Source organism: Pseudomonas sp. R3-41 (assembly GCF_054161485.1).
Window position 1 is genome coordinate 213,161 of sequence record NZ_CP096421.1, and the last position, 26,285, is coordinate 239,445.

The following is a 26,285-nucleotide window of genomic DNA, read 5'->3' on the forward strand; positions in this document are numbered from 1 at the left end:
GAAGGAGAAAATCATGGCCAAAGAAGGCTCGGTCGCCCCTAAGGAACGTATCAACGTTACCTTCAAGCCTGCCACCGGCGGTGCTCAGGAAGACATTGAACTGCCGTTGAAACTGTTGGCGATCGGTGATTACACCCACCGCTTGGATGAACGCAAGGTCGAGGATCGCAAGCCGATCGGCATCGACAAAATTACCTTCGACGAAGTGTTGGCCAAGCAAGAGCTGAGCCTGACCCTGAGCGTACCGAATCGTCTCCAGGCAGAGAGCGGCGTTGAGGAGCTGCCTGTACAGCTGCGCTTGAACTCGATGAAGGACTTCAATCCGGCGAGCCTGGTCGAGCAAGTACCGGAACTCAGCAAGCTGATGGCGCTGCGCGAGGCGCTGGTGGCACTCAAAGGGCCGTTGGGCAACACGCCGGCATTTCGTAAAGCCATCGAAGGCGTACTCGCCAATGACGACTCCCGCCGCCGCGTACTGGATGAGCTGGGCCTGGACACCACAGCGAAGAGCGCTTGATTTCTTTCAGCCAAGGAAGCCGAAACATGAGTACCCATGCAGTACAGCAGCAGAGCCAGGACAACGCGGACTACAGCATTCTTGAAAGCATCATCGCCCAGACGCGTCTGACTCCGGACGATGAAGCCTACGACATTGCCAGGCGCGGTGTGTCCGCGTTCATCGAAGAGCTGCTCAAGCCGCAAAACAGCGGCGAGCCGGTCAAGAAGGCCATGGTTGACCGAATGATCGCCGAGATCGACGCCAAGCTCAGTCGCCAGGTGGACGAAATCCTCCACCACCCGCAATTCCAGGCGTTGGAATCGGCGTGGCGCGGTTTGCAGTTGCTGGTGGACCGCACCGACTTCCGCGAAAACATCAAGATAGAAATGCTCAATGTGTCCAAGGACGATTTGCTGGACGACTTCGAGGATTCGCCTGAGGTCATGCAGTCGGGCCTGTACAAGCATATCTACACCGCTGAGTACGGCCAGTTCGGTGGGCAACCGGTGGGCGCGGTCATCGCCAACTACTTCATGTCCCCAAGCTCGCCGGACGTGAAATTGATGCAGTACGTGTCCAGTGTCGCCTGCATGTCCCATGCGCCATTCATTGCTGCGGCCGGTCCGAAATTCTTTGGCCTGGAGAGTTTCACGGGACTGCCGGACCTCAAGGACCTGAAAGATCATTTCGAAGGCCCGCAATTCGCCAAGTGGCAGAACTTTCGTCAATCGGAAGACGCTCGTTATTTCGGCCTGACCGTCCCGCGCTTCCTATTGCGCAACCCATACGATCCGCAAGAGAACCCGGCCAAGTCGTTCGTCTACAAGGAAACCGTTGCCAACAGCCACGAGCACTACCTGTGGGGCAACACGGCGTACGCATTCGGCACGAGGCTGACCGACAGCTTCGCTAAATTCCGCTGGTGCCCGAATATCGTCGGCCCACAAAGTGGTGGCGCGGTCGAAGATCTGCCATTGCACCACTTCGAAAGCATGGGCGAAATCGAAACCAAGATCCCGACCGAAGTACTGGTGTCCGATCGCCGCGAATACGAATTGGCCGAGGAGGGCTTCATCTCCCTGACCATGCGCAAAGGCAGTGACAATGCCGCGTTCTTCTCCGCCAGCTCCGTGCAGAAATCAAAGTTCTTCGGTAACAGCGCCGAGGACAAGCATGCAGAGCTGAACTACAAGCTCGGCACCCAGTTGCCTTACATGATGATCGTCAATCGCCTGGCTCATTATTTGAAAGTTCTGCAGCGCGAGCAATTGGGGTCCTGGAAAGAACGCACGGACCTGGAGCGTGAGCTCAATAACTGGATCCGCCAGTACGTGGCCGACCAGGAGAACCCAAGTGCCGAAGTCCGTGGCCGTCGTCCGCTGCGTGCCGCGAAGATTGTAGTCAGTGACGTGGAAGGTGAACCGGGCTGGTACCGCGTCGGCCTCAACGTAAGGCCGCACTTTAAATACATGGGCGCCGATTTCACGCTGTCACTGGTCGGCAAACTGGACAAGGCGTAAGCACCCATGACTTACGGCAGTCTTTTCGAACGACTGGCTGATGATTCTGAAAAGCGCAGGGGTTTGAGCCGCGAGGTTTGCGTTGTCACATCCGTTGCTGCGCATCTGGCCAAGATGCTCAGTACGCGGGCAGGTAGCGTGCAGACACTCGCGGATTATGGACTGCCGGACCTCAATGACATGCGCTTTAGCCTGCACGACGTGGGGAGCCAAGCCCGCAGGGCAATCGAGACCTTCATCAAGGCCTACGAACCACGTTTGCGCGATGTCTGTGTCGTTTTAATGCCGAGCAACGCCGATCAACTTCGCCTGTCCTTGCGCATCGACGCGTTACTGGATGTGGACGGGGTCAGGCGACAGGTCAGCTTTTCCGCGCGCCTGGACGGCAGCGGTCAGGTCAAGGTCAGACAAGGATAGCCACTGATGTCGTTCAATCATTACTACCAGAGCGAACTGACGGCGCTCCGCCAGTTGGGTCGATGTTTCGCCGAGCGCAACCCGGCATTGGCGCCCTTTCTCGGGCAGGCCGGACGGGACCCGGATGTAGAGCGGCTACTGGAGGGGTTTGCATTCCTGACCGGACGGCTGCGCCAGAAGCTAGACGACCAGTTGCCGGAGCTGAGTCATTCGCTGATGCAACTGTTGTGGCCGAACTACATGCGGCCATTGCCGGCCTTCGGCATTTTGCAGTTCGATCCGCTGCAGCGATCTGGGCCCGCGTTTCGGGTCGAGCGCGATACCCCGGTCGAAAGCAAGCCGGTCCAGAAGGTGAGTTGTCGTTTCCTTACCTGTTACCCCACCGACGTCCTCGCGCTTGATCTGACCCAGCTGAGTTATTCGGTAAAAGGGGAGGGGTCGCTGTTGAGCTTGCATCTTCAGATGCGTTGCGACGGTCATTTGGGCGAGCTACAACTGAGCCGCTTACGCCTGCATTTGACTGGCGAACGCTACATCAGCCAGATGCTTTATCTAAGCCTGCTGCGTAATCTTGAAGGTATCGAGCTGATCCCGTTGGACGGCACCGGCGCGGCCCTACGGACGGCAGATGGCAGCCCGACGACGTTCAGGCTCCCCGCTGACCGTGTACAGCCGGTCGGGTTTGCCGAGGAGGAAGCGCTGGTCCCGTACCCGCTGAATACCTTTCGTGGCTATCGCTACCTGCAAGAATATTTCGCTTTCCAGGACAAGTTCCTGTTCGTCGACATCAATGGCCTGGACCTGATCAACACCTTGCCGCATGGCAACATCGAGCAGATGCGAGGCCTGGAGCTGCGCTTCGATATTGGCAAAAGTAGTATCCAGCGAATGCGCCCGACGCTGGATAACATAAAGCTGTACTGCACGCCGATCGTCAATCTGTTCAAGCATGACGCCCACCCGATCCGCCTGGACAGCAAACAAGATGAGTACCTGCTGTTGCCGGCTGATTACGACCAGGAGCACTGCGGTGTGTTTTCGGTCGAAAGCGTCACTGGCTGGAGTCCCGGAGGCCTGGGTTATCAGGCCTATGTGCCGTTCGAATCCTTCGAGCACGATTCAAGCTTCGATGTGCCCCACAGCCGCCCCTATTACAGCGTTCGCCAGCGGTCTTCCTTGATGCACGACGGTCTGGACACCTGCCTGGGCTTTGGTGTCCGGCACGCTCACCCTCATGAAACCCTGTCGATCGAATTGATGTGCACCAACCGGAACCTGCCGCGCCAGCTCAAGCCCGGGGACATCGATCAACCCAGCGAAAAAAGCCCCGAGGGGCTGAGTTTCCGCAACATCGGTCCGGTCACGCCAAGTTTCGCGCCGCCACTCAACCGCGACTTCCTCTGGAAGTTGATCAGCAATATGTCACTCAACTATCTGTCCCTGGCCGACGTCAATGCGCTCAAGGTGATTCTCGAAACCTACGATTTTCCGCGTTACCACGACGAACAGGCAGAGAAAGTCAGCAAGCGTTTGCTCAATGGACTCAAGTCAATCCGGCACCAGGCGGTCGACCGCTTGCACCGGGGCTTGCCGGTGCGTGGCCTGCGCACTGAACTGACCATCGATTCACTGGGTTACATCGGCGAGGGCGACCTGTTCGTCTTCGCTTCGGTCCTCAACGAGTTTTTCGCGTTGTATGCCAGCCTCAATTCGTACCACGAGTTGCGGGTGAACAGCACACAAGGAGAGGTGTACCAATGGACACCCCGCATGGGCCAACAGCCGCTTCTATAAACGTGCTGACGCAAGGGATACGCGAGTACTCGTTATTCCAGGCCGTGTTGCTGGTCATTGATCGGCTGGGCGAGGCTCATCCTGGTTTGGACGATGAAGCGCTGTATGACCGATTGGAGTTTCAGGCCAACCCAAGCCTGGGATTCCCGTCCAGCGACATTGATCGTGTGGAGTTTTTTGAAGAGCACGGCCAGGTGCGGGCGCGTCTGCGCTTGAACCTGATCAGCTTGGTGGGTGCGGGTTCGCCGTTGCCGGCGTTCTACGGTGAGCAGGCAGTAGGAGAGGAAAACGGCAATCCAACACGCGACTTTCTGGACGTCTTTCACCATCGTCTCCAACGGCTGATGCTGCCGATCTGGCGCAAGTATCGTTACTGCGCAAGTTTTCAGAGCGGCGCCCGAGATCCGTTTTCCGAACAGTTGTACGCACTGATCGGTTTAGGGGGCGAAGAGATTCGCAAGGCCAGCCAACTGAACTGGAAACGTCTGCTGCCGTACCTGGGCTTGCTGAGCCTGCGTGCCCATTCAGCGGCGCTGATCGAGGCCGTACTGCGTTATTACTTCAAGCACGCCGAACTGAACCTCGAACAGTGCGTCGAGCGGCATGTGGACATCCTTGACGAACAGCTTAATCGCCTGGGGAGCGCCAACAGCCTGCTCGGTCAGGACCTGGTGTTCGGCGAGCGAGTGCGCGACCGCAGCGGCAAGTTTCGGATCCATATCAGCGAGCTGGACTGGCAGCGCTTCCACGAATTCCTGCCCATTGGAAACGGTTACCAGCCGCTGTGTTCGCTGGTGCAATTCACCCTGCGTGATCCCCTCGAATATGACATTCGCCTGGTCCTGCGCCAGCAGGCAATTCGTGAGCTGTGTATCGGTGAACAGAACACTTGCCGCCTGGGATGGACCAGTTGGCTGGGGCATGAGCGCGCTGATGGCGTGGTGACCCTTGGCAGTAAAATTCATTAGGAATGGATGACATGATCAATGTAGACCTTCAGCAACTGATCCAGGCATTGGACGCTGAAACCAGGCGTGACCTGGAGCGTTCGGCCGAGCATTGCGTGGCCCGTGCCGCGGACAAGATCCTGGTGGAAGACTTGATGCTGAGTCTGCTGGAGCGCCCCCAGGGTCTGCTCGCGCGCGCCTTGCAGGACGCCCAGGTCAGTGCAGGCGAGTTGAACGCGGCCCTGCAACCGCGGATAGGGCACAGCGCTTCGCGCAACCCGGTATTCGCTCCGGAACTGGTGCAGTGGTTGCAGGATGCGCTGCTGGTGGCCAATCTCGAACTCGGCCGCAGCGACGTCGGACAAGCAGCGTTGCTCCTGGCGTTGCTGCGCAACCCGCTTCGCTACGCCGGGAGTGCCTATTTGGCGCTGCTTAACCGGTTGAACGTTGATCGCCTGAAAGGGTTCGCCTTGTCGCAACAGGCTCAACCGGTTGCCGGCCAGCCCACCACGACGCACGGCTCCCTGCTGTCGCGCTTTACCCATGACCTGACCCGACAGGCCCGCGAAAGCCAACTTGACCCGGTGCTTTGCCGCGACGGCGAAATCAGGCAGATGATCGATATCCTCGTTCGTCGCCGCAAAAACAATCCAATCGTCGTCGGTGAAGCAGGGGTGGGTAAGACCGCCATCGTCGAAGGGCTGGCGTTGCGCATCGCCGCCGGGGAGGTTCCGTCGGTGCTTCAAGGCGTTGAATTGCTTTCACTGGATATGGGGCTGCTGCAGGCTGGCGCCAGCATCAAGGGAGAATTCGAGCGTCGTCTCAAGGGGGTGATCGACGAGGTCAAGGCTTCGCCAAAACCCATCATCCTGTTCATCGACGAGGCCCATACCTTGATCGGCGCGGGTAACAACGCCGGGGGCACCGATGCGGCCAACCTGCTCAAGCCTGCCTTGGCCCGGGGCGAGCTGCGTACCATCGCGGCGACCACCTGGGCCGAGTATAAAAAATACTTTGAGAAAGACCCGGCCCTGGCCCGTCGTTTCCAAGCGGTGCAATTGCACGAGCCGACCGTCAGCGAGGCAGTGACCATCCTGCGTGGCCTGGCCCGGGTCTACGAAAACAGTCATGGCGTCTACCTGCGCGATGACGCGGTGGTCACGGCAGCGCAATTGTCGGCCCGCTACCTGGCCGGTCGTCAGTTGCCGGACAAGGCGGTGGATGTGCTCGACACCGCCTGCGCTCGCGTGCGGATCAGCTTGGCCGCGGCCCCACAAAGCCTGGAGCGACTACGTGGCGAGTTGGCCGAAGGCGCGCGCCAACGCCAGGCGCTGCGTCGCGACGCAGAGGCTGGCCTGCCGGTTGATCTTCAGGCTCTGGAGGCGCTGGAGGTACGTCTGGCAGCCATCGAGGACGAGAGTCACACGCTGGAATTCCAATGGACCGAGCAACGTATCCTCGCGGAACGTTTGCTGTCGCTACGTCAGCAATTGGCCAGGGCACGGGAAAGCGCGGTGGATCAAGCCCACGGTATCGAGGCGCTGGAAGCGGCCGTGCATGAAACACACGACTCGCTGGTGGCCGCACAAACCCAGGAGCGCCTGGTCAGCTTTGAAGTTTGCCCACGACTGGTCGCCGAAGTGATCCATGCCTGGACCGGTGTACCGCTGGCGCAACTGGCGCGCGAGCACAATCTGAAGGTGGCCAGTTTCGCCACAGACCTGCGTGCTCGTATTCGTGGCCAGGAACCGGCCGTACAGGCGCTTGATCGCGCGATGCGCGCCGCCGCCGCAGGCTTGAACGAACCCGACGCCCCGGTAGGCGTATTTTTGTTGGTGGGCCCAAGTGGCGTCGGCAAGACTGAAACAGCACATGCCTTGGCCGACCTGCTCTATGGCGGTGAGCGTTTCCTCACAACGATCAACATGACCGAGTTCCAGGAGAAACATACCGTTTCCCGACTGATCGGAGCGCCGCCGGGCTACGTCGGTTTTGGCGAAGGCGGCATGCTCACCGAAGCTGTGCGGCAAAAAACCTATAGCGTGGTGCTGCTCGACGAAGTCGAAAAAGCCGACCCGGATGTGTTGAACCTGTTCTACCAGATCTTCGACAAAGGCCTGGCCAATGATGGGGAAGGGCGGGAGATCGATTTTCGCAACACCCTGATTCTGATGACATCGAACCTGGGCAGTGAGTGTATCGACGAGCTGTGCGAAAACGGCGCACGACCAAGTGCCGAGCGCCTTGAGGAGTCCATTCGCCCGATCCTCAGCGACCATTTCAAGCCAGCGTTGCTGGCCCGCATGCGCGTGGTGCCGTATTACCCGGTCAGCGGGCCTGTGCTGCGTGAACTGGTGGAAATCAAACTCGACCGCCTGGGCCAGCGATTGCGTCGACGTCAGTTGGGCTTCAGTTATTGCGAGCACCTCGTGAGCCACCTGGTCGAGCGCTGCAGTCGCAATGACCGTGGAGCGCGGCTGATTGGTCAATTGCTCGACCAGCACCTGATGCCGCTGGTTGCCGACCGCTTGCTCGCGGCCATGGCCGGCGGCGAACCGCTACGGCATGTACGCGCGGTGCTCAAGGGTGAAGCCAGTGTCGCGTGCGAGTTCTCCTGAAGTGGGCGCTCTGTTCAAGAAACTCTCGCAGCCACTGGACTATGCCGAAGCGCTCTTGGCGCAGTTCTCCAACCTCTCGCTTTTGACGGAAGGTGAGGCGTTGGTGGGGAATTTCATCCAGGGTGTGTCTCGGCTCAGCGGTTGTGAGCTGGTGCAGTTATACCTGCTCGACACCACCGGTACACGCCTGAAAATGAACACCGAATGCCTGGAAGGCCAGTTGCATTTTCGTGACCCGCAAAGCCTGCCTTCCGATTACCAGGCTGAACAATTGCTGCAATTCTCCCTGGGCCAGAACCGTGTGGTGTACCTCGGGTCGTTGAGCGACAGCGTTCACGAAACCCGCTTTCTGCCAGCCCGGGCCACACCTTGGCAGTCACTGCTTTGTGTTCCCCTGGTCGACCCGCAGGGTAGCGTCGGTGGCTTGTTGTTGTGTGCCAGTGCTCAGCATCTCGACTTGCATGGCGTCGCTGAGTCCCTGGGGCATCTGGGGGCCTTCGCCCTTGGCCAGATGCATCTGCTGCAGCGTCTGCACCGTCCGGCCGAGACACCTGTTACCTCAAGCCTGCCGAGCGGCATCAGCTACGGCCTGATCGGCAGGAGCGTGGCCATGCGCAAGACCTGCTCACTGATCAGTAAGGTACTGCACAGCCCCTATACCGTCTTGCTGCGGGGCGAAACCGGCACCGGCAAGGAGGTGGTGGCCCGGGCCCTCCATAACCACGGCCCGCGTCGATCCAAGGCATTTATCGTGCAGAACTGTGCGGCGGTCCCCGAGAATTTGCTGGAGAGTGAGCTTTTCGGCTATCGCAGAGGGGCGTTCACCGGTGCCGATCGAGACCGTGCCGGGCTGTTCGACGTGGCCAACGGCGGCACGCTGTTGCTGGACGAAATTGGCGATATGCCGTTGTCCCTGCAAGCCAAGTTACTGCGAGTGTTGCAGGAGGGTGAAATTCGTCCTTTGGGGTCCAACGACACCCATCACGTCGACGTACGCATTGTTGCCGCGACTCATCGCGACCTTAAGCGATTGATGGATGAGGGCAAGTTCCGCGAAGACCTGTATTACCGTCTCGCACAGTTTCCGATCCAGCTACCGGCGTTGCGTCATCGCGACGGTGACATCATCGAACTGGCGCGGCATTTTGCCGATAAGGCTTGCACGCTGCTGCAGCGTGATCCGGTGTGTTGGTCAGACGCGGCGCTCGATCACCTGTCGGCCTACGGCTTCCCGGGGAACGTCCGGGAACTCAAGAGCGTCGTGGAAAGGGCTGTGCTCCTGTGCGAAGGCGACGAACTGCTCATCGAGCACTTTGCATTGCACATCGAGACCCCTTCCGAGCGCGGCCGCATCAACCTGCGTGAGCGGATGGAGCAGATCGAACGTGGTTTGCTGATCGATTGCTTGCGCGAGAACTCGGGCAACAAGACCCGCGCCGCCCGCGAGCTCGGCCTGCCGCTGCGCACCTTGATCTATCGCCTCGCGCGTCTGAACGTCCAGCGCGGTGATTTCAATGATTGACCCTTCTTTCGCGCTATGGGTAACCGTTCCAGCCCGATCCTTTCATTCTGGAGACTTCTTGATGCCTGTCTTTCCCTGGCGAGCCGTCCTGTCGGCGATTCTCGTGTCATTGGCCCTGGGCGGTTGTAACGCCAATTACAAATTCAACGACAGTGGTTATCGCCCTCTGGGTGATCCGCAGGCAGTCAATCGCGGCAAGTGATGCCAAGGAGCTTTTGATAGATGGAACTTGTTCTTGAAATGCTCAACGCCAGCCAGTTCGTCCCGTCACGGCTGTGCCGGAAGACCTTCGGGCCGACCGGCGGCGTGATCGGGCGGGGCGAGGGCTGCCACTGGCTCATTCCTGACCGCGAGCGCCTGTTGTCCAAGCGTCACGCGCAGGTCAGCTTTCGTGACGGCGCGTTTTTCCTGACCGACACCAGTGGTAATGGTACGACCCATCGCGAAAGCGGCGTGCGCCTGCCCAGGGGCGAGTCGGTACCCATACTGGATGGGAATGCCTACATCATGGGCGATTTCGAGATCCTCGCACGGCTGGTCTCCGGGCCGGCGGACAAGCCTGCCGAAGCGAGCCGCCCGAGGCCGATCGACAGTCTCATTCCCGATGACGCCTTTCTGGAGCTCGATCCGCTGAAGGCGTTGGATCAGCAGGACCGGGCCTTGCTGGACATCGATGAGCTGATAAATCCTGCGACCGTCCCGCCGGACGCCCTTGGGCGGCCGGATTATGCGCGTATCGACATGGAAAGCCTGCTCTTGCCGGAGCTGGTGGGAGCGCCAGTCGAACCAGGGCCTGCCCCCATCCCGCCCACCGAAACTATTGGCCACCCCCACGACGGCTTTTGGCAGCGCTTCGGTACGGCCTTGGGCATGGATCTCGAAAGCCTGGACGGCAAGGCCCGCGAAGCCCTGGCGATCAACGCCGCGCTGCTGCTCAAGCAAAGCATTCAGAGTTTGCAACAGAGCCTGCGTATTCACTCGGGGCTGAAAAGCGAACTGCGCCTGGCCCAGACCTATGAAGAACAGGTTCGCTTGATTGCCAGCCTGCAAATCGACCACCACGGATGATGTCCATGCTGCACTGCACGATGCACCTACCCAAGATTTTGACTGCGCTCGCCACGACTCTGCTGCTGGCCGGTTGCACCACGCTGTCGCCCTTTTCGACGATGACCAAGCTCAGCCTCACCCTGACGGCCAATGACCGACTCAACCCTGATCTCAATGGCCGGCCATCGCCGGTGGTGGTGCGGTTGTTCGAACTCAAGCATCCGGTGGCTTTTGAAAATGCCGATTTCTTCAGCCTCTATGAGCGTCCGAGGGAAACACTGGCCCCTGATCTGGTTGCCAGCGAGGAGTTGGAGCTACGTCCGGGCGAAACCGTCGAGCTCAGGCTCGGTATCACCGGGGATGGCCGTTACGTCGGCCTGCTCGCGGCGTACCGTGACCTGCCACACGCCCGTTGGCGCTATACGCTGCCAGTGGCTGCGGCGCAGTTGACCGAAGCAAGCTTGACCCTCGACCAGGAGGGAATCGCCAACACGTTTGAGCGACTGGCCAAGGTGGCTGACCGATGAATCACGACAAGGTCATCTGGCAGGAAGGCATGCTGTTGCGCCCCCAACATTTGCAACACAACGATCGCTACTTCGACCACCAGTTGAAGGTTCGCACCCGGTTGCTGGCCAGCTACGCCTGGGGCTTCCTGGCGCTTGAGATCGATCTGCAATTCCTCAACATGGGGCAACTGGTGGTCAGCCAGGCCAGCGGGGTCCTGCCCGATGGCAGCCTTTTCGAACTGGGTGGCAACGCCGAGCCGCTGGCCTTGGAAGTACCGTCCAATACCCGCAATACCCCGATTTACCTTGCGCTGCCATTGGTGACCGGCAATCACATCGAGTCCCGTCGTCCAGAGCAGTCTGACGTGTTGGCGCGCTACACCGTCTACGACGCACAGGTGAGCGACTCCAACGCCGGAGAGGCCGGAGGGAGCCAAATCAGTTGCGGTCGTCCGGACTTGCGCCTGTTGTTGGGCGAGCAGCAGAGTGATCATGCGTTCGTGAAGCTCAAGCTCTGTGAAGTGCTCGATACCACGGCCGATGGGGTGATCAGGCTCGATCCGAACTTTGTACCGACCTTCATCCAGGCTCGCGCTTCCCACTACTTGCTGTCGTGTCTCAAGGAGATCATCGGCATGCTTGCCCATCGAGGCGACACCCTGGCTGAGCGGATCCGCTCCAATGGCAAGGCCGGTGGTGCGCAAGTCGGCGATTTCATGATGTTGCAACTGATCAACCGCAATGAACTGTTGCTGCGTCATGACCTGGATCTGGAGCAGGTGCACCCCGAAACGCTGTACCGAACGCTACTGGCCCTGCTGGGTGACTTGGCAACGTTCTCCAGTGACAGCAAGCGTCCAACGCTTAGCAACCGCTACCAGCACAGCGACCAAGGCGCATGTTTTCGAAGCCTGATGCAAGCGATTCGCCAGGTCTTGTCGATGGTGCTCGAGCAACACGCTATTGAACTGCCGCTGCAGCCGCGCCAATACGGAATCATCGTCTCGCCGCTGCAGGACCTGTCGTTGCTGGACACCGCTTCATTCGTGCTGGCGGCAAGTGCCCACTGTGACAGCGAAGAGCTGCGCCATCGATTGCCGGCGCACCTCAAGGTCGGTTCGGTGGAGCACATCCGCCAATTGGTCAACCTGCATCTGCCCGGCATCAAGATCAGGCCTTTGCCCGTGGCCCCGCGGCAGATCGCGTTCCATGCCAACAAAACCTATTTCATTCTCGAACCCAACGCCGAAGACCTGGCGCAACTGAAGCGCTCCGCAGGTTTTGCGTTCCATGTCAGCGGTGATTTCGCCGAGCTTGAATTGAATTTCTGGGCCATCAGGAACTGAACCAAATGGATAAGGAACATCTTCAGGATGAAACAACGGTCCTGCTCGACCAACATGGACAACGCCCTGCTTCAGTGCCTTTGACTGACGCAGCCCCGCCGCCGCGTTTCGAACAGTTGCAAGAGCGAATGATCTACGCCGCGCACCTGCCGCAGCCCCAGACGTTCACGGTCAGCCTCAATCCGCTGGTCGCGGCGGCGTCCGGATTGCTGTCGCACATGGTTCAGCTCAAGCACGGTCGCGAACGCGAGGACCTGCACGCCCTTAAAGGGGAACTGAAGCGGAGCCTGGAACAGTTCGAAGCCTGTGCCTTGCAGGGCGGTGTTGAAAGCAGTCAGTTGATCGCCGCGCGTTACGTGTTGTGCACCGCGATTGATGAGGCGATTGTCACCACGCCGTGGGGCCACGGGGGCGGTTGGTCACAGATAAGTTTGCTCAGCACCTTCCACAACGAAACCTTTGGTGGCGAGAAAGTCTTTCAATTGCTTGAGCGCTTATCGAAGAACCCCCTCAAGCACTTGCCCATGCTGGAGTTGTTGTACTTGTGCCTATCCCTGGGCTTCGAAGGCAAATACCGGATTCAGACCCGCGGGATGCTCGAACTCGAAAGCCTGCGTGACGCCCTGTATCGGTTGATTCGCCAGACCCGCGGCGACACCCCACGTGAACTGTCACCTCACTGGGAGGGCTTCGGCGGCGCGCGGCGCCGTCCGATGCGCATTGTCCCGACTTGGATGGTCGCGGCTTTCACGCTGGCCTGCCTGGGGGTGATGTACGCGAGTTTCGCCTGGGTATTGGACGAGCAACGCAAAAGCGTATTGCAACCTTATCAACTGTCAGAACCGGTCGCCGCTCAGCCGCTGCCGTAAACAGGGACGTGTCATGAAATCGCTTTTCAGGAAAATCAGTGCCTGGGTGCGCCAGACCTGGGTTTGGACGCTGCTGCTGGTGCTTGGTGTCGCGCTGTTGGTGTGGTTCGCCGGGCCACTTCTGGCCGTCAATGACTACAAGTTCTGGGCGAGCCCGACGGCGCGACTGCTGACTGTCACCGTGCTTGCGCTGGGCTGGGGCCTTGGCATGGTTTTCGTCAACGGGCGAGCCGGTTCAAGCGCGAATTCCCAACAAAACGCCCCCGATCAGGCTCGAACCCTGCATCAGGCCAGGATTGATGATGAGCGGCGCGAAGTGCGCTCGCGCTTCAAGCAGGCCTTAACCACGTTAAGGTCCTCGAACCTTTATTCCGGCCACGGCGATCTGCCCTGGTATCTGCTGATAGGCCCGCCTGGCAGCGGTAAAACCCATCTGCTGGAGTGCTCGGGTCTGGATTTTTCGTTCGATAGGCTAACGCGAAGCGCCGTCAACAACGGATCCGGTACTCGGCATTGCGATTGGTATTTTGCCGAGCCCGCCGTGCTGGTCGATACCGCCGGACGCTACCTGACCCAGCCGGACAGCGAGCTCGACGGCAGCGGCTGGACTGTATTGCTCGAACTGTTGCGCAAGCGTCGCCGCAGTCGCCCGTTGGGCGGTGTGCTGGTGACCGTGCCGTCCGAGGTCCTGTTGCTGGGCAGCGAGGATGAAGTCACTACACTGGCCCGCCAGGTTCGTGGTCGCCTGCAGGAACTGCAACGGCGACTGCGCATCGATGTCCCGATTTACCTGATCCTGAGCAAAGCGGACAGCGTGCCCGGTTTTAACGAGTTCTTTGATTCACTGACTCGCGAGGAAAACGACCAGGTACTGGGCGCGAGTTTCAGCCGGGACGCGCACGGCAGTGACATCACCGTGTTACGTGCTGAGTTCGAGGCACTGCTGCATCGGCTCAACAGCCAAATGATCATGCGCATGCATCAGGAGCGCGATACGTTGCGCCGTAGCCGCATGCTTGATTTCCCCCACCAACTTGGACAACTCGGCACCAGCCTGAGCCTTCTGGCCGAGCAGGCATTCAGCGGCAATGTCGGGACGCTGCGTGGTTTCTATCTGACCTGCGCATCGTCGCCGGACCGCTCGGCGGCCCCGACCTCCGAACCTGGCAACGCGGGCGTGGGTGCCAGCCTTACTGGTCGGCGCTCGCGGTTCATTCATCACCTGCTCAGTCGGGTGATTTTTCCGGAAGCTGATCTGAGCGACCTCGTTCAGCGCGAACGCCGTCGTATCCATTGGGGACAGCGGGCGTTGTACCTGGGAGCGCTGACGGTCGTTGGCCTGTGCGGGCTGTTGTGGGCGAGCGGTTTTTCAACCAATCACGAGCGCTTGGACAGCCTGCGTACGCTGGCGCAGCGCTGGGATCGGCAACAATCGACCCCAGCGAGCACTGATGATTGGACTGCGACGCTCGAATCATTGGATATCCGCTTCGAGGCCACTCGGGTTTTCCCACCCTACAATGCGGTGCCGTTGTATGAGCGTGTCGGCCTGTATCAGGGTGAAGCGACCAAGGCAGCGGTGACCGACGCATACGAGCGCGAATTGCAGGCGCAACTGCTGCCAAAGATCGCGCAGAGGTTGGAGGAACATGTCCGCAACAACCGGGATGATCGCGGGCAACTGCTCGATAGCCTGCGCGCGTACTTGATGCTGGGCTTGAAGGAGCGTCGCGATGTCGCCTGGCTCAAGAATCGGGTGGCCAAAGACGGATCGCTTCGTTACCCCGGCAACACGGCGCTGCAAGAGCGTTTGAATGCTCACTTTGCGCGCCTGTTGGAGCTGCCCTTCATTCAAGTGCTCAACGAGCCACTGGTGACCCAGGCCCGGGAGGCCCTTCGCCGTGAGTCCTTGGCTGCCGTCGTGTACAGGATGCTGCATGAACAGGCCAGTCATCTGCCGCCATATCGACTCAACCCACACCTGGGGTCACAAGGGGCGCTGCTGGTCGGCACTGACCATGAGATTCCCGGTATCTATACCCGACAAGGTTATGAACGCTACTTCTCGGTTCGAGGTGCGACCCTCGTCACCGAACTGCTGCGGGACAACTGGGTGCTGGGAGAGAGTGAGAGTCTTAGTGCTATGGACATGCGGCGCCTGATGGTCGAGCTGGAGCAGCTGTATTTTCGTGATTATGCCGACCACTGGAGCGAGGCGGTCGGCCAGGTCGCCCTCCAGGCCATCAGCAATGCGGGCGAGGGCGCCGAGCAACTTGCGGGCCTGACCTCGGCTCATTCGCCGATTTTGCGGCTGCTGGTACAGGTGCGCGAAAACACCCGCTTCCAGACTGTTGCCGAGGCATTCGACGACCTGCCGCCAGCGGCGGGGAAGCAAGGAGCAGCCGATAAGAAACTTGCCGCCGTGGCGGGGAAAGCCGCTGCGTCCCTGACCGAACATCTGCCGGACACTGCGCAAAAATCCTTGCGACGGCGTTTCGAACCGCTGCATCGCCTATTGGATGAGGAGGGTGGGCCCACGGCTGATCTGGTCCAGGCCTTGCGTGCCCTCGATGAGGTGCAAGTGCAATTGGCGAGCCTGGCCCGGGCCAGTGCGCCGGAACAAGCCGCGTTCGAACTGGCCAGGCACCGCATGGATGGCCAGCGCGATGGGTTGAGCAAGCTGCGCAGTGCCTCTGCTCGCCTGCCGCGACCGGTCAATGGGTGGTTCAACGTACTGGCCGAGGACAGTTGGCGTTTGGTCCTCAACGACGCTTATCGTTACCTGAACCAGCGGTATCAGAGCGAGCTGTACAGCTTTTATGGCAAGGCGATCAACAAGCGGTACCCGTTCAGCGCCCACAGTGCCAGCGACGTTGCGCTCAACGACTTCCGGGTATTTTTCAAGGACCAGGGCATCGTCGATCGATTCTTCAACCACTACATGCAGCCCTTCATCAGCGGCCCCGAAGGAAACTATCGCCTGCGCAGCATCGACGGCCAGAGCTTGCCGATGTCCCGGCTCTACCTGGATCAGATGGCGACCGCGCAGACCATCCGCCGGAGCTTTTTCGCCGACAACCCGAACGAACCGCGAGTGCAGTTCAAGCTTGAACCGTACACGTTGGATCCAGCGGTGAGCCGTGCTGAATTCCGCTTTGGCGACCAGACGCTTGAATACCGCCACGGTCCGATCCTGCCGATGGCGTTTACCTGGCCAAGTGACGCGCAGGATGGTCGAACAGCCTTGGTGTTGGACAAAATGGTCGGACGCGGCATCGGCATAGAAAAAAATACCGGGCCGTGGTCACTGTTTCGTTTGTTCGACCTGATGCAGAGCGAATACCTGACCGGGCGCGATGTACGCGTGTTGAAGGCGGACTTGGGTGGCCTGCGTGCCAATTATTTGCTGACGAGCCAGCGCACACCGAACCCTTTCGACATGAGCGTGCTGCGTACATTCCGTCTGCCGGCGCAGCTTTGATGCCGCCATCAGGCCCCTGGCGCAGCGCCGCGCGTACGCATCCCGGCAAGACCCGGGCACGTAATGAGGATGCCTTTCTCGACAGCTCACAATGGGGAATGTGGGCTGTCGCTGACGGTATGGGCGGCCACTCGGGCGGTGACATCGCCAGCCAGTTGATCGTGGCCAACCTGACGGAACTGCCAGTCTGCCGGGACTTGGATCAACGTTCCAAAGCGGTGCGTCAATGCCTGCGCTGGACCAATCGGCGGCTGAGCCAGGAGCTTACCGTCACCGAAGATCATCCCGGCATTACTGGCAGCACGGTGGTGGTGCTGCTGCTGCAAGGGAACCGCGGCGTGTGCATTTGGGCGGGCGATAGCCGTTGTTATCTGTGGCGCGGCCGACGGTTGTACCAATTGACCAAGGATCACTCATTGCAACAGCAACTGATGGACACGCAACACATCAGCCGCGATGAGGCCGGTGCTCACCCTGCGGCCAAAGCGTTGACCCGCGCAGTGGGCGCCGCGCCAGAACTGAAGTTGGAGGTGTTGGAACTGGATGTTCACCCGGGCGATACGTTCCTGCTGTGCAGCGACGGTCTGTATCAGGGCTTTGGCGCACTGGCCCTTGGCAACGCCTTGAGCCTGACTTCGCCATGTAAGGTCCTGGAGCAGCTTTTCGATGTCGTCTTGCGTGGCCCGGCGCGGGATAACCTGACCGCCGTAGTGATCCGAGCGTGAATGAAGAGGGTGGCCATCCTACGTATTTCGCCTTTGCCAACCCGGTGTCCGCTGTGGCATCCGGTCAGCGTTGCCTCAGCGAAGCGCCGGACCTACTCGCGGGACGCTATCGCCTCGAACGCTTGCTGGGGGCGGGCGGCATGGGTGTTGTTTACCGCGCGCGGGATTTATTGCATGAACAATATGCCGACCCCGATCCGTACCTTGCGTTGAAATTGCTCAGTGGAGCATTCGACGAATCAGCCGATGCGAGTGCGCTGCTCTACAGCGAGTTCGCCCTGATGCGGCGATTGCACCACCCAAATATCTTGCGTCCCTACACCTTCGAAGTGGATGCCGCCCAACGGCGGGCTTTCATCACCATGGAGTTGATGCGCGGGCTGACCCTGGACCAATTGCTGTGCGAACGCCCCCTGGGGCTGCCTTGGCCCGAACTGAAGGCGATCGCCGTGCCGCTGCTCGATGCCCTGGCGTATGCCCATGGACGTGGTGTACTGCACGGCGATATGAAGCCCAGCAACATCCTATTGAGTGAAGAAGGCCTGCGCCTGTTCGATTTCGGCTTGGGCCTGGCCGAGGAGGGTCCTTCGCAGCACCTGCCGAACCTCAACCGTGAACGCCTCAACGCTTGGACCCCAGGTTACGCGGCGCCTGAACTGCTTGAAGGTGCGCCCCTATCAGCGAGTGCCGATGTCTATGGCGTGGCTTGCGTGTTGTATGAACTGGCGAGCGGCAAACACCCGTTCCGGCGCTTACCCGCCACTCAGGCTCGCGATGCCCGGCTGGATCGTTCACTCAAGGCACCGCGCAACCTGCCCAGGCATTGCTGGCCGGCGCTGCGAATGGCGTTGGCGTTTGATCCAGGGCAGCGTCGTATTAGTTCGGCTCGATTGCGTGATGCCTTGGGTGGAGTGTCGTCCTGGTGGTGACATTCTCCCTGTGTGCGAGCTTGCTCGCGAAGGCGGCAGCACGGTACGCACCAGGTCTTAAAAGACACTCGGTCCCCGTGGCGAGGGAGCTTGCTCCCGCTCGGCGGCGCAGCCGTCGTAAACCGGCTGATGCGGTGTGTCTGTAGGAATGCGCCGGCCTGTTTTGGGGCGGCTTCGCCACCCAGCGGGAGCAAGCTCCCTCGCCACGGGATTTGCGTTTCGGATCAAATCCTGTGGCGTTCGCGCATCGGCATTTCACCCGTTTGTAATGGGGGCCGTGATCGATGCGCTGCAGCGCTCGTCGGCCAACGGCACGTCGCTCCTTGGATGGCTGTCAAAGCTTGTCCAGGCTAGACACCGTTGTGGTGTAGAAGGCCACGCCCGACTTGTCGATGACTTTTATTCTGCCGCCTTCCTCCTTCAGGTCTTTGAGGTACGGACCGAACGCTATTTCGTCGGGCGCGGTTCGCAGGATTTCTTTGTCGAGTACCGGTGTGTCTTTCCTCAAGACCTTGAGGTTCATGAGGAAGCAGTCGATGGTTAACTGGCACTCCAGGGCGCAGACATAGTCCGACCCTTTTATTTTTTTCTGCTTGAAGGTCCACTCGTTTTTATAGTGGTTGCGGCGGAACTCATCCATTGCGTTTTTCAGCAGATCAAGCGGCAAGGCTATGTGCGGGCGGCATGTTTCCAGGCCTTCCAGCAACCGTTGTATAAAGAACTCATTGAGCTCGTTGACCGATGTGCATTTTTTATACTGTTCGGTATCCAGGCTGACATTGACGATGAGCGCGCCGCTGGAGTTTACATAGGGCTCGTTGACGGTTTGGCGGGTGCCGACAAAGCAGATTTTCTTGAAGTTGGGCGTTTCGAATTTCTCTGCACTCAGGTGGCGCTCAAGAAAATTGCAGATCGATCGGCTTTGGTCGCGAAACGGATGAATAATGTCGTCGCTGAATTCGCCCAGGTCGGGGTATAGGTAAATTTCTTTTAAGATCATGATTTTGACGCTCACGCCGCCGGTCTATCTAAGCGGCACAGGTAAGCGGCGGGTTAACGGCCTTAGGCTCTCACGGTCCGTCCAAAGCCCTGGGAAGACTTCGAACTTCAGATCGTCGCGGTTAACGCCAGTATCGAAATAGCGGCACAACCTGTCGCTCAAGTCTTCATCTCCCCACATATTGGTGAGCTCGTATTTCTCAATGACGTCGCGGTTTTTCGAAAGCTTCAGATCTTCTTTCAGTGCGGGCACCAAGCTGTAATCGGCAGCGCAATCTGTGCCGATATCGATCAGGTCGGCGCCACGAAACGGGAAACCACCTTCAAAGTTGACGTGTGGCCTGAGCCAATAACGTTCATGGTCTGACAGGGTCAAGGAGGTTGTGCAGGTTAGTTTTTCCACCGCCAGCCGTTGGGTAACCACTTTTCCTACGAAGCCGCTGAATAAAATCATGCTGTTATCCAGTACGAGGTCGGGCCAGGTGCCGTCCTCGCTTTTCACGTCGTAAAAACGCATGACTGAATGCTTGGTCATTTGACCCAAGGTGTATAAATCGTCTCGCAGTTTGAGGCTGACTAGATCGCCTTCCTTCAAGGTGATGCGCTTGGCCATGGGTTCACTCCATTCCGAATATATTGATGATGCTCACGAGCACCGGCCCGCCCGTGCTCCTCGACCTTTGCTGGCGTTTCAGATCAAACCCTGTGGCGTTCGCTGGTTTATTCCTCGTCCAAATCTTCCTCATCGATCAGCCCTTGAACGAAGCGGAGGAAATTCGAGCAGACCAGCTTTTCGGATTGAGCCTGATTCTCTTCAGGGCTGAGGTCGCTATCGAAGCTATCAGTCGTGAAATAGCTAACGGCTTCGGTATCAAGGTTCAGGCAAAAGAAGTTGCCACCCCAGTCATTTGCGAAAGGTAAGAGGTGTGCAGGAAGTACCTGTTTCTTCAGCATCAACTGGTAGGTGGACAACACCGTGGATTCACCATGAGCGATCGACTTGAAGGTAGCCACTTCGATGGGATCGAAAAAGTCTTCGCTGACCCAATAAGCTCGTTCCGGCATGCCGCCGTTGTACTTGAGGTAATGGTTTCGAAAGGGAGCCGGTAGCTTCTTGCCGATGACGGACTCCAGATAATCCAGGTCCGCTGGCGTAAGGGCTGCTTCGCCACCTGAGAATGCGTTTTCAAGCACAGCGATCTCCGAGTATGGGTAGGGATGCGTTGCTGAAGAGGCTCTGCCAACATTCCGCTCGACTTCTCCTATAGCTATTAAGCATTTTCACTCAAGTAGGTTTTTCGCTAACGCCAAGTCGAACTGCTTATTCCCAAATATCGATTTAGTAGCCAGGGCTTTCTTGAGCACATCCGAATCCAGGCTCAGATTGTTTTTGTGCGCTGCAAAGACAATCGTCAGGAATGGAAACGCATAGTTATCCGGCTCGGCCAACACGTCATCGATTAATGCGGGCGAGCCAAGAACGCTGTGCTCTGCCTTGGGCAGGAAAAATTTTTCGAGCCGTTCGCTTATTTTTTTGACGGTTGCGCTGATGGCTTGAGAGGACGGGGTTCTGATGATGCCGCCCAGCTCGTCACCGAATTGCTTTGCTTCCTCCGACAAGGAACTCTTCGACAAAAACGATGCGTTCAACAGCCGGCTTTCGTAGGGCGGGGATTGCTCTTTGCAGAAGCTGAAAGCCTCGCAGGTATAGATCTCCAACCCCGCGTAATAGCCGTCGGCCTTGGTCAAGTGTTGAACGTAGATTTCCCCAAGCTTTTCCTTGGCAGCGAGCAGGTCAAGTTTGTTTTTGCTGGCCTTCAGGTCCAAGTGGGGTGACGTTGTTTGCTTCAGCGCCGCCAGTAACTCCGCTTCTAGGTGCTTGCGAATTTCCACACTCATGACGTAGACCTGAGCGAGTCTCGTGGGGCAATCACTTCATGCTCATCCGTTGGCTCGATCGGCATATAAATGTCAAAGCTTGTCCGGGCTAGAAACCGAGGGCTCTAGAGCCATGCTTTGGTCAGGCCTTTTTTTCCAAGTAAAACTTCAGATATTTTTTGGGTCTTTCTTGAAAGGCTCGAGCTTTGCCGAAGCTGTAGGCGTCATCAAAGTACCTATAAGCCTGCGCGTGGTCTCCCAGCTCAAAATAGACCATTCCCAGGTTAATCAGCGGCCCTGTATCGATATCCGATTCCCGGCCATCCAAGGTCTTTTGTGCCCAGTCTTTAGCAGCCTCGAAATCCCCATTGTCAAAATGCAGGTTGAAAAAAGAACCTGTGACCCAGGCTGACAAAGGTGTCCATTCCAGCTTCGGTTCAGGAAGCAATTCCCAAGCTTTTTGGTACAGGGCTTGAGCTTCATTTTTTTTGTTTTGCTCATCGAGTTCATTACCCGACGCCATGATGCGCATTACTTCGTCTGCCAGCGTCGGGCTTTCATCTGCCAAGTCTTTCATATGACGTTCCTTTACTAGTAAATGGGCTTTTCTGCGGGGCCAATAAAATCGCCGGGGTCCCTATATCGATCCGTCAGGAGCGCGCCTTTGGAGCGGTTATGGGAATAATATTCCAGCTCATAATTGTCAGGGTCGCGCATCCATCCCCTCACTTCTTTGGTTTTAGCCCCATGGAAACCGCCTTTGGAGTTCCAGTATTTAACGGCATCCGTTTTATGAGCCATGTCGGCGTCTTTAATGGAATACCATTTCTTGTCGGTGCTCTGGAATCTCATGTTTTTCCCGGTGCCGATTATTTTACCTTCGGCTCTCATCCGCGCGATCACCGCTTTGCCGGTACGGCTGCTCTTCCCAGGGGTTCTGCCTACAGAGTTCAGGCGACAAGATAGACCCAATGGATCGATCCATCCAAAGGGGTTGGGACTGTAGGCGTAAAAATTCAGACCACCGTTCAACCCAATCGGATCCGGCGTAGTAAACCGCCCCACATCCGGATCATAAAACCTGAACGTATTGAAATGCAGCCCGGTTTCCCGGTCCAGGTACTGCCCCTGGAACCGCAAATTCTGCTCTTCGATGTAATACGGCTCGCGCACCTCTTCCAGCGTGTTGCCCCACACCCGATACGTCGCCAGCCAAACGTTGTGTCCGTCGGCTTCGGTGAGTTGTTCCGGCAGGCCGTTGAGGTCGTTGTGGTAGTAGCGGATCTTTTGCAGCGGGCCGCTGCCGTCGACGCGGGCCAGGGGTTCGTAGCCGTCGTCTTCGTAGAGGTACAGGCTGGTTTGCTGGTGGCGGTGTTCCTGCAACAGACGCATGCCGTCCCAGGTGAAGCGGGTTTCCCCCAGCGGGTAACCATTGTTGTCGTGCTCGGCCTTGGCGATGCGCCGGCCCAGCGGGTCGTAGGCCATTTTCACCACGCTGCCGTTGTCGTTGCGCACTTCAATCAAGCGGCTTTCGGCGTCGTAGGCGAAGTGCTGCACGCCACGTTTGGCGCTGCGTTTTTCGATCATCCGGCCAAAGGCGTCGTAGCGGTAGCGCTTGTCCTGGTAGGTCAGCAGTTTGTTGTGCACCACCAATCCGGCGCCGGGGGCCGGGCCGTCCAGCAGGTTGGCGGCGGCGTCGTAGGTGAATGTTTCGCGCTGGCCGTGCAGGCTGTCCTGGCTGGCGATGATGCGGCCGGTGGCGTCGTAGTGCAGGAGCTGGCGCTGTTGCGCGGCGGGTTGCTGGTCGAGTTTGCCGATGAGGTTATCGGCGGGGTCGTACTCGAAGTGTTTTTGCACCGCCGCCGGCAACAGCGAGGGTTGGCTACTGTGGCGGCGTTGTCGCGTGCGCAGGCGGCCGCTGCGGTCGTATTCGCTGCGGGTGCTGATCTGCCCTTGGGTGCGCAGCACTTCGCGGTGCAGGCGGTCGCGTTCGAAGTCGCTGATGACCTGGCCGTCGAGATTGATCTGGTGCAGATGACCACTGCCGTAGTACAGGCGGTTGACCCAGCGGCCATCGGGCAGTTGGGTCTGGATCAGGTTGCCGAGTTCGTCGTAGTGGTGTTGCAGGCTGCCGCCGGCGCTGTTTTCGGCGAGCAACTGGCCGAGGGCGTCGTAGGCGAAGCTCAGGGTTTGCGCGTTGCCCTGCAGGTCGGTGAAGGTGACGGCGGTGAGTTGGTCCAGCGGGTCGTAACTGTATTCAGTGCGGCCATCGTCGGTGACTTTAGCGATCAACCGGCCCACGGCGTCGCGTTCCAGGCGATGGACGATGGGCGCCGGCGGTGCTTCGGTAATAATCGCCAGGCCCGTGCCGTATGGCGCAGGCATCGCCGTTACTGCCGCGACGTTGTCGAGGCGGTCGTAGTCGTAGCGCTTGGCGCTGCCATCCAGGTCGTGTTGTTCGATCAACCGATCGCCGATATCCCAGGCAAACCGGTAGCTCTCGCCATTCTCGTTGGTCAGCGCTTGCAGCCGGCCGAAGCTGTCGTAGGCGAACTGCACCTGCCGGCCCTGGGCGTCGGTGCGTTGGCGGACCTGACCGCGGCGGTTGTGCTGGTAGAGCGTGGTATGCCCGGCCGGGTCGGTGTAGCTGATGAGTTGGCCGGCGGTGTCGCGCTGGTAATGCTCGGTGCGGCCGTCCGGCAATTGGCTGCCGAGCAGCCGGCCTTGGGCGTCGTAGCTGAATTGGGTGCGTTCGCCGAGGGCGTCGGTGATGGTGTGCAGGTAACCGCGCGCGTCGTAGCTGAAGCGCGTCGGGTAACCCGAGCAATCGACGTGTTCCACCAGTTGGCCGAACGGGTTCCAGCGCAGCTTTTTGCTTTTGCCGGTGGCGTCGATGATTTCCACGACCTGGCCGTGGGCGTCGTAGCGGTAGCGGGTGATGTGGCCCAGCGGGTCGGTTTCCGCTGTGCAGTTGCCGCGCTGATCGTAGCGGTATTTCCAGCTGTGGCCGGCGGCGTTGGTGTCCGCCAGCGGCAGGGCCCAATGTTCGAGCCATAGGGTAGATTCGCTGCGGCCCAACGGGTCGGTTTCGCTGATCAGGTTGCCGGCGTCGTCGTAGTTGAATTGATACTGACCGCCCTGCGGATCGGTAGCACTGAGCATCTGGCGCTCATCGTTCCACTCGAACAACCACGTCTGGCCGAGGTTGTCGCTGAACCGGGTGATCTGGTGCTGGCTGTTCCAGTGCCGAATGCTGACCCGTTGCAGGCTGTCGATGATATGGGTGATGCCAGCGGCAAGGTCATAGTCGAATTGGTAGGCGTCGCCTTCGTCGGTCCAGTGCCGGACCACGCGCCATTCCTGGTCGTCGATCAGGGCCCATTCGTAGGAGCAGTGCAGGCCGCTGGGCAACTGGTGCTCGACCATCCTTTGCCCGGCGTCGTAGCGGAAGCGCCGTTGGACCTGGCCGGTGGCATCGCGCACTTCGGCGAGGGTGTTCGCCGCGTCGTAGGCGTAGCTGACCAGCACTTCGCGGGATTGGTCGGGGTAGAGGCGCTCGATGTGGGTGACGCGTTCGCCTTCGCGAATCAGCTCGACTTGCACCAGGTCGAAGGTGTCGCGCAGCCGCACCAGGCGTCCGGCCTCGTCGTAGTCGAGGTGGATGCGGTTGTCGTTGCGGTCACCCAGTTGGCTCAGGCGCAGGTGCGAAGGGTTGGCGGGCGAAGGTTCGAACAGACGGTACAGGCCGTCTTCGCTTTCGATCAGCAATGGCCCATCCACATGGCGGCGCACGGCCAGGCCTTCGCCGGCGCTGAACACCGCGCCGCCCAAGGGAATGGAGCCCATGTCGATGGGCCGGCCTTGTTCGTCGGTGTAGACCAGGGTTTCGCCGCCGTCGGGGTGGGGCAGGATCTCTACTTGGACTTCGTAGGCCACGCTCCAGCCGGCGCCGAACAAGGTATCCCGGCGTTCGTCGCGGCTGTTGTACACGCGTTGCCAGTCGATGGGCAGGATGCCGGGCAAGACGAAATCCAGCTCCTCGTCACCGCCCAGCACTTTGGCCCCGGTGGCGGCATGCACCGGGTTCGACGAACCCATGGCCGCATTGGCCGCTGCGTTCGCCGCGCTGCTGGCGGCCATGGACACCGCGCCGCCCACCAGCATGCACGGCAGTTTGCTGAAGAACTTGCCCTTGCCGCCCTTGAGCATCAGCAGCGCGGTGACTGCCAGGCCGACGCCCGGGGTCTTGCCGCTGCGAATCTCGCGTACCACCACCGAACCGCCGCCGATGGTCACGTTGGGCGAGATCAGCCCGGCCGACACCACCGTCGCATCGCAGGTGCTGCGGTCGCCACTGCGCACGGCGGGCTGGCCGTTGATGGTGACCTTTTCCGAGCCTTCGGCCATGAACTGCGGTGGCATCGGTGGGTGCTTGGTGCAGATCACCAGGTCTTCTGGCCGGGTCTCCGTACCGGGGGCCGGCGAGGCGACGGTGGGGCGCCACATCTGCGAAAAGAATTCCCCGGCCATGTCCAGGTAACTGGCTTCGGCTTCTTCTTCCGGCTCGGGCATGTCCAGTTCGGTGCCGGCCGGCGCGACGTGGGACACAACAGCGCCGGCGGCGCGGGCCGAGGGGATGTTGTTGGTAAAGGTATCTTTGGAGCCGGTGAGGATGTTGGCCTGCACCGTGGGCGGAAAGAGGGCGTTGCCGATGCCCTCGCATATATTGCTCAGGCCTTTGTCGGCCCCGGTCTTGCTCATGGCCAGGCCGACAATGGTGCCCACCACCAGGCCCAGGACGAAGCAGCCCAGGCCGCCGGTGACCACGGTGATGCCCGTGGCCGCGACCACGGCGGCGGTCGCCAGGGCGGTGATCGCGATGTTCGCCGCCACTTCCAGGACGCCGCCGAGGATGTCGGCCATCATCGAGGTATGGCTGAGTGCATCGCCCAGGCGGGCGGCCCAGAGCGCGTCAGACATGCAAGTCGCTCAGGTGGACAGGGTGGCTGTGGAGTGTGTGTTCAAGCAATTTGATGCCTTCCATTGCGCCGGTGTCCTTGTGGGTGACGTCATGCTGATTGATGCCATTTCTGGCGCTTGATCCGCTTTGGTTTGAGACGATTACAGAGCGGGTGCTTTTGTTCCATCTTCAACTTCCCAACCACCGTCAATCCCCCTGTGG

The 26,285-nt window shown here is 59.5% G+C and carries 20 protein-coding genes and 1 pseudogene; 15 read left to right on the plus strand and 6 right to left on the minus strand.

The window, feature by feature from the left end; translation table 11 throughout:
* Positions 1-13: 13 nt before the first annotated feature.
* The 15 genes and pseudogenes from tssB to M1D99_RS00975 all read left to right on the plus strand — a co-directional run bounded on the left by tssB (position 14) and on the right by M1D99_RS00975 (position 18,226).
* Positions 14-517, plus strand: coding sequence for a type VI secretion system contractile sheath small subunit (gene tssB, locus M1D99_RS00905; RefSeq protein ID WP_434573514.1), 504 nt, complete (start codon positions 14-16; stop codon positions 515-517).
* Positions 518-543: 26 nt separating this feature from the next.
* On the plus strand, positions 544-2,019 hold the full coding sequence (gene tssC / locus M1D99_RS00910) for a type VI secretion system contractile sheath large subunit (protein ID WP_458131282.1): 1,476 nt from the start codon (positions 544-546) through the stop codon (positions 2,017-2,019).
* A 6-nt stretch (positions 2,020-2,025) separates the two neighbouring features.
* On the plus strand, positions 2,026-2,436 hold the full coding sequence (gene tssE / locus M1D99_RS00915) for a type VI secretion system baseplate subunit TssE (RefSeq protein WP_186709569.1): 411 nt from the start codon (positions 2,026-2,028) through the stop codon (positions 2,434-2,436).
* A gap of 6 nt (positions 2,437-2,442) precedes the next feature.
* Positions 2,443-4,230: a type VI secretion system baseplate subunit TssF gene (tssF, locus tag M1D99_RS00920; RefSeq protein WP_434573517.1), complete on the plus strand. Its 1,788-nt coding sequence runs from the start codon at positions 2,443-2,445 to the stop codon at positions 4,228-4,230.
* Complete coding sequence (gene tssG / locus M1D99_RS00925; RefSeq protein ID WP_458131283.1) at positions 4,194-5,198, plus strand: type VI secretion system baseplate subunit TssG; 1,005 nt, start codon at positions 4,194-4,196, stop codon at positions 5,196-5,198. The genes tssF and tssG overlap by 37 nt, the downstream gene beginning before the upstream one ends.
* A gap of 11 nt (positions 5,199-5,209) precedes the next feature.
* A complete protein-coding gene (gene tssH / locus M1D99_RS00930; RefSeq protein ID WP_458131284.1) occupies positions 5,210-7,795 on the plus strand; it encodes a type VI secretion system ATPase TssH in 2,586 nt (861 codons plus the stop codon).
* Between the two features lie 10 nt (positions 7,796-7,805).
* Entirely contained in the window at positions 7,806-9,317 is a 1,512-nt protein-coding gene (locus M1D99_RS00935) for a sigma-54 interaction domain-containing protein (RefSeq protein ID WP_434576656.1), read from the plus strand.
* A 61-nt stretch (positions 9,318-9,378) separates the two neighbouring features.
* Positions 9,379-9,519: a type VI secretion protein gene (locus M1D99_RS00940; protein WP_186709547.1), complete on the plus strand. Its 141-nt coding sequence runs from the start codon at positions 9,379-9,381 to the stop codon at positions 9,517-9,519.
* 20 nt (positions 9,520-9,539) lie between these two features.
* Positions 9,540-10,331, plus strand: a pseudogene (gene tagH / locus M1D99_RS00945) (type VI secretion system-associated FHA domain protein TagH); the annotation flags it as partial.
* Between the two features lie 59 nt (positions 10,332-10,390).
* On the plus strand, positions 10,391-10,894 hold the full coding sequence (gene tssJ / locus M1D99_RS00950; protein WP_458131285.1) for a type VI secretion system lipoprotein TssJ: 504 nt from the start codon (positions 10,391-10,393) through the stop codon (positions 10,892-10,894).
* Entirely contained in the window at positions 10,891-12,222 is a 1,332-nt protein-coding gene (gene tssK / locus M1D99_RS00955; RefSeq protein WP_186729950.1) for a type VI secretion system baseplate subunit TssK, read from the plus strand. The genes tssJ and tssK overlap by 4 nt, the downstream gene beginning before the upstream one ends.
* 5 nt (positions 12,223-12,227) lie before the next feature.
* The gene (gene icmH, locus M1D99_RS00960; RefSeq protein WP_186709535.1) at positions 12,228-13,091 is read left to right on the plus strand and encodes a type IVB secretion system protein IcmH/DotU; all 864 of its coding nucleotides are present in this window, start codon (positions 12,228-12,230) and stop codon (positions 13,089-13,091) included.
* A gap of 13 nt (positions 13,092-13,104) precedes the next feature.
* Positions 13,105-16,572, plus strand: a complete 3,468-nt coding sequence (gene tssM / locus M1D99_RS00965; RefSeq protein ID WP_458131286.1) for a type VI secretion system membrane subunit TssM — start codon at positions 13,105-13,107, stop codon at positions 16,570-16,572.
* Entirely contained in the window at positions 16,572-17,297 is a 726-nt protein-coding gene (locus tag M1D99_RS00970) for a PP2C family protein-serine/threonine phosphatase (protein WP_458131287.1), read from the plus strand. The genes tssM and M1D99_RS00970 overlap by 1 nt, the downstream gene beginning before the upstream one ends.
* Entirely contained in the window at positions 17,294-18,226 is a 933-nt protein-coding gene (locus tag M1D99_RS00975) for a serine/threonine-protein kinase (RefSeq protein ID WP_458131288.1), read from the plus strand. Before M1D99_RS00970 ends, M1D99_RS00975 begins: the two co-directional genes overlap by 4 nt.
* 334 nt (positions 18,227-18,560) lie before the next feature.
* Here M1D99_RS00975 and M1D99_RS00980 read toward each other — a convergent pair whose 3' ends face one another.
* The 6 genes from M1D99_RS00980 to M1D99_RS01005 form a co-directional block, all read right to left on the minus strand.
* Entirely contained in the window at positions 18,561-19,241 is a 681-nt protein-coding gene (locus M1D99_RS00980; RefSeq protein WP_346343471.1) for a hypothetical protein, read from the minus strand.
* A gap of 9 nt (positions 19,242-19,250) precedes the next feature.
* Positions 19,251-19,838, minus strand: a complete 588-nt coding sequence (locus tag M1D99_RS00985; RefSeq protein WP_186729954.1) for a hypothetical protein — start codon at positions 19,836-19,838, stop codon at positions 19,251-19,253.
* A 107-nt stretch (positions 19,839-19,945) separates the two neighbouring features.
* Entirely contained in the window at positions 19,946-20,419 is a 474-nt protein-coding gene (locus M1D99_RS00990; protein ID WP_434573534.1) for an SMI1/KNR4 family protein, read from the minus strand.
* An 87-nt stretch (positions 20,420-20,506) separates the two neighbouring features.
* The gene (locus tag M1D99_RS00995) at positions 20,507-21,124 is read right to left on the minus strand and encodes a hypothetical protein (RefSeq protein WP_434573536.1); all 618 of its coding nucleotides are present in this window, start codon (positions 21,122-21,124) and stop codon (positions 20,507-20,509) included.
* A 121-nt stretch (positions 21,125-21,245) separates the two neighbouring features.
* Positions 21,246-21,680: a tetratricopeptide repeat protein gene (locus tag M1D99_RS01000; protein WP_027912816.1), complete on the minus strand. Its 435-nt coding sequence runs from the start codon at positions 21,678-21,680 to the stop codon at positions 21,246-21,248.
* A 14-nt stretch (positions 21,681-21,694) separates the two neighbouring features.
* Positions 21,695-26,083: an RHS repeat-associated core domain-containing protein gene (locus M1D99_RS01005; RefSeq protein WP_458131289.1), complete on the minus strand. Its 4,389-nt coding sequence runs from the start codon at positions 26,081-26,083 to the stop codon at positions 21,695-21,697.
* Between the last annotated feature and the right edge of the window lie 202 nt (positions 26,084-26,285).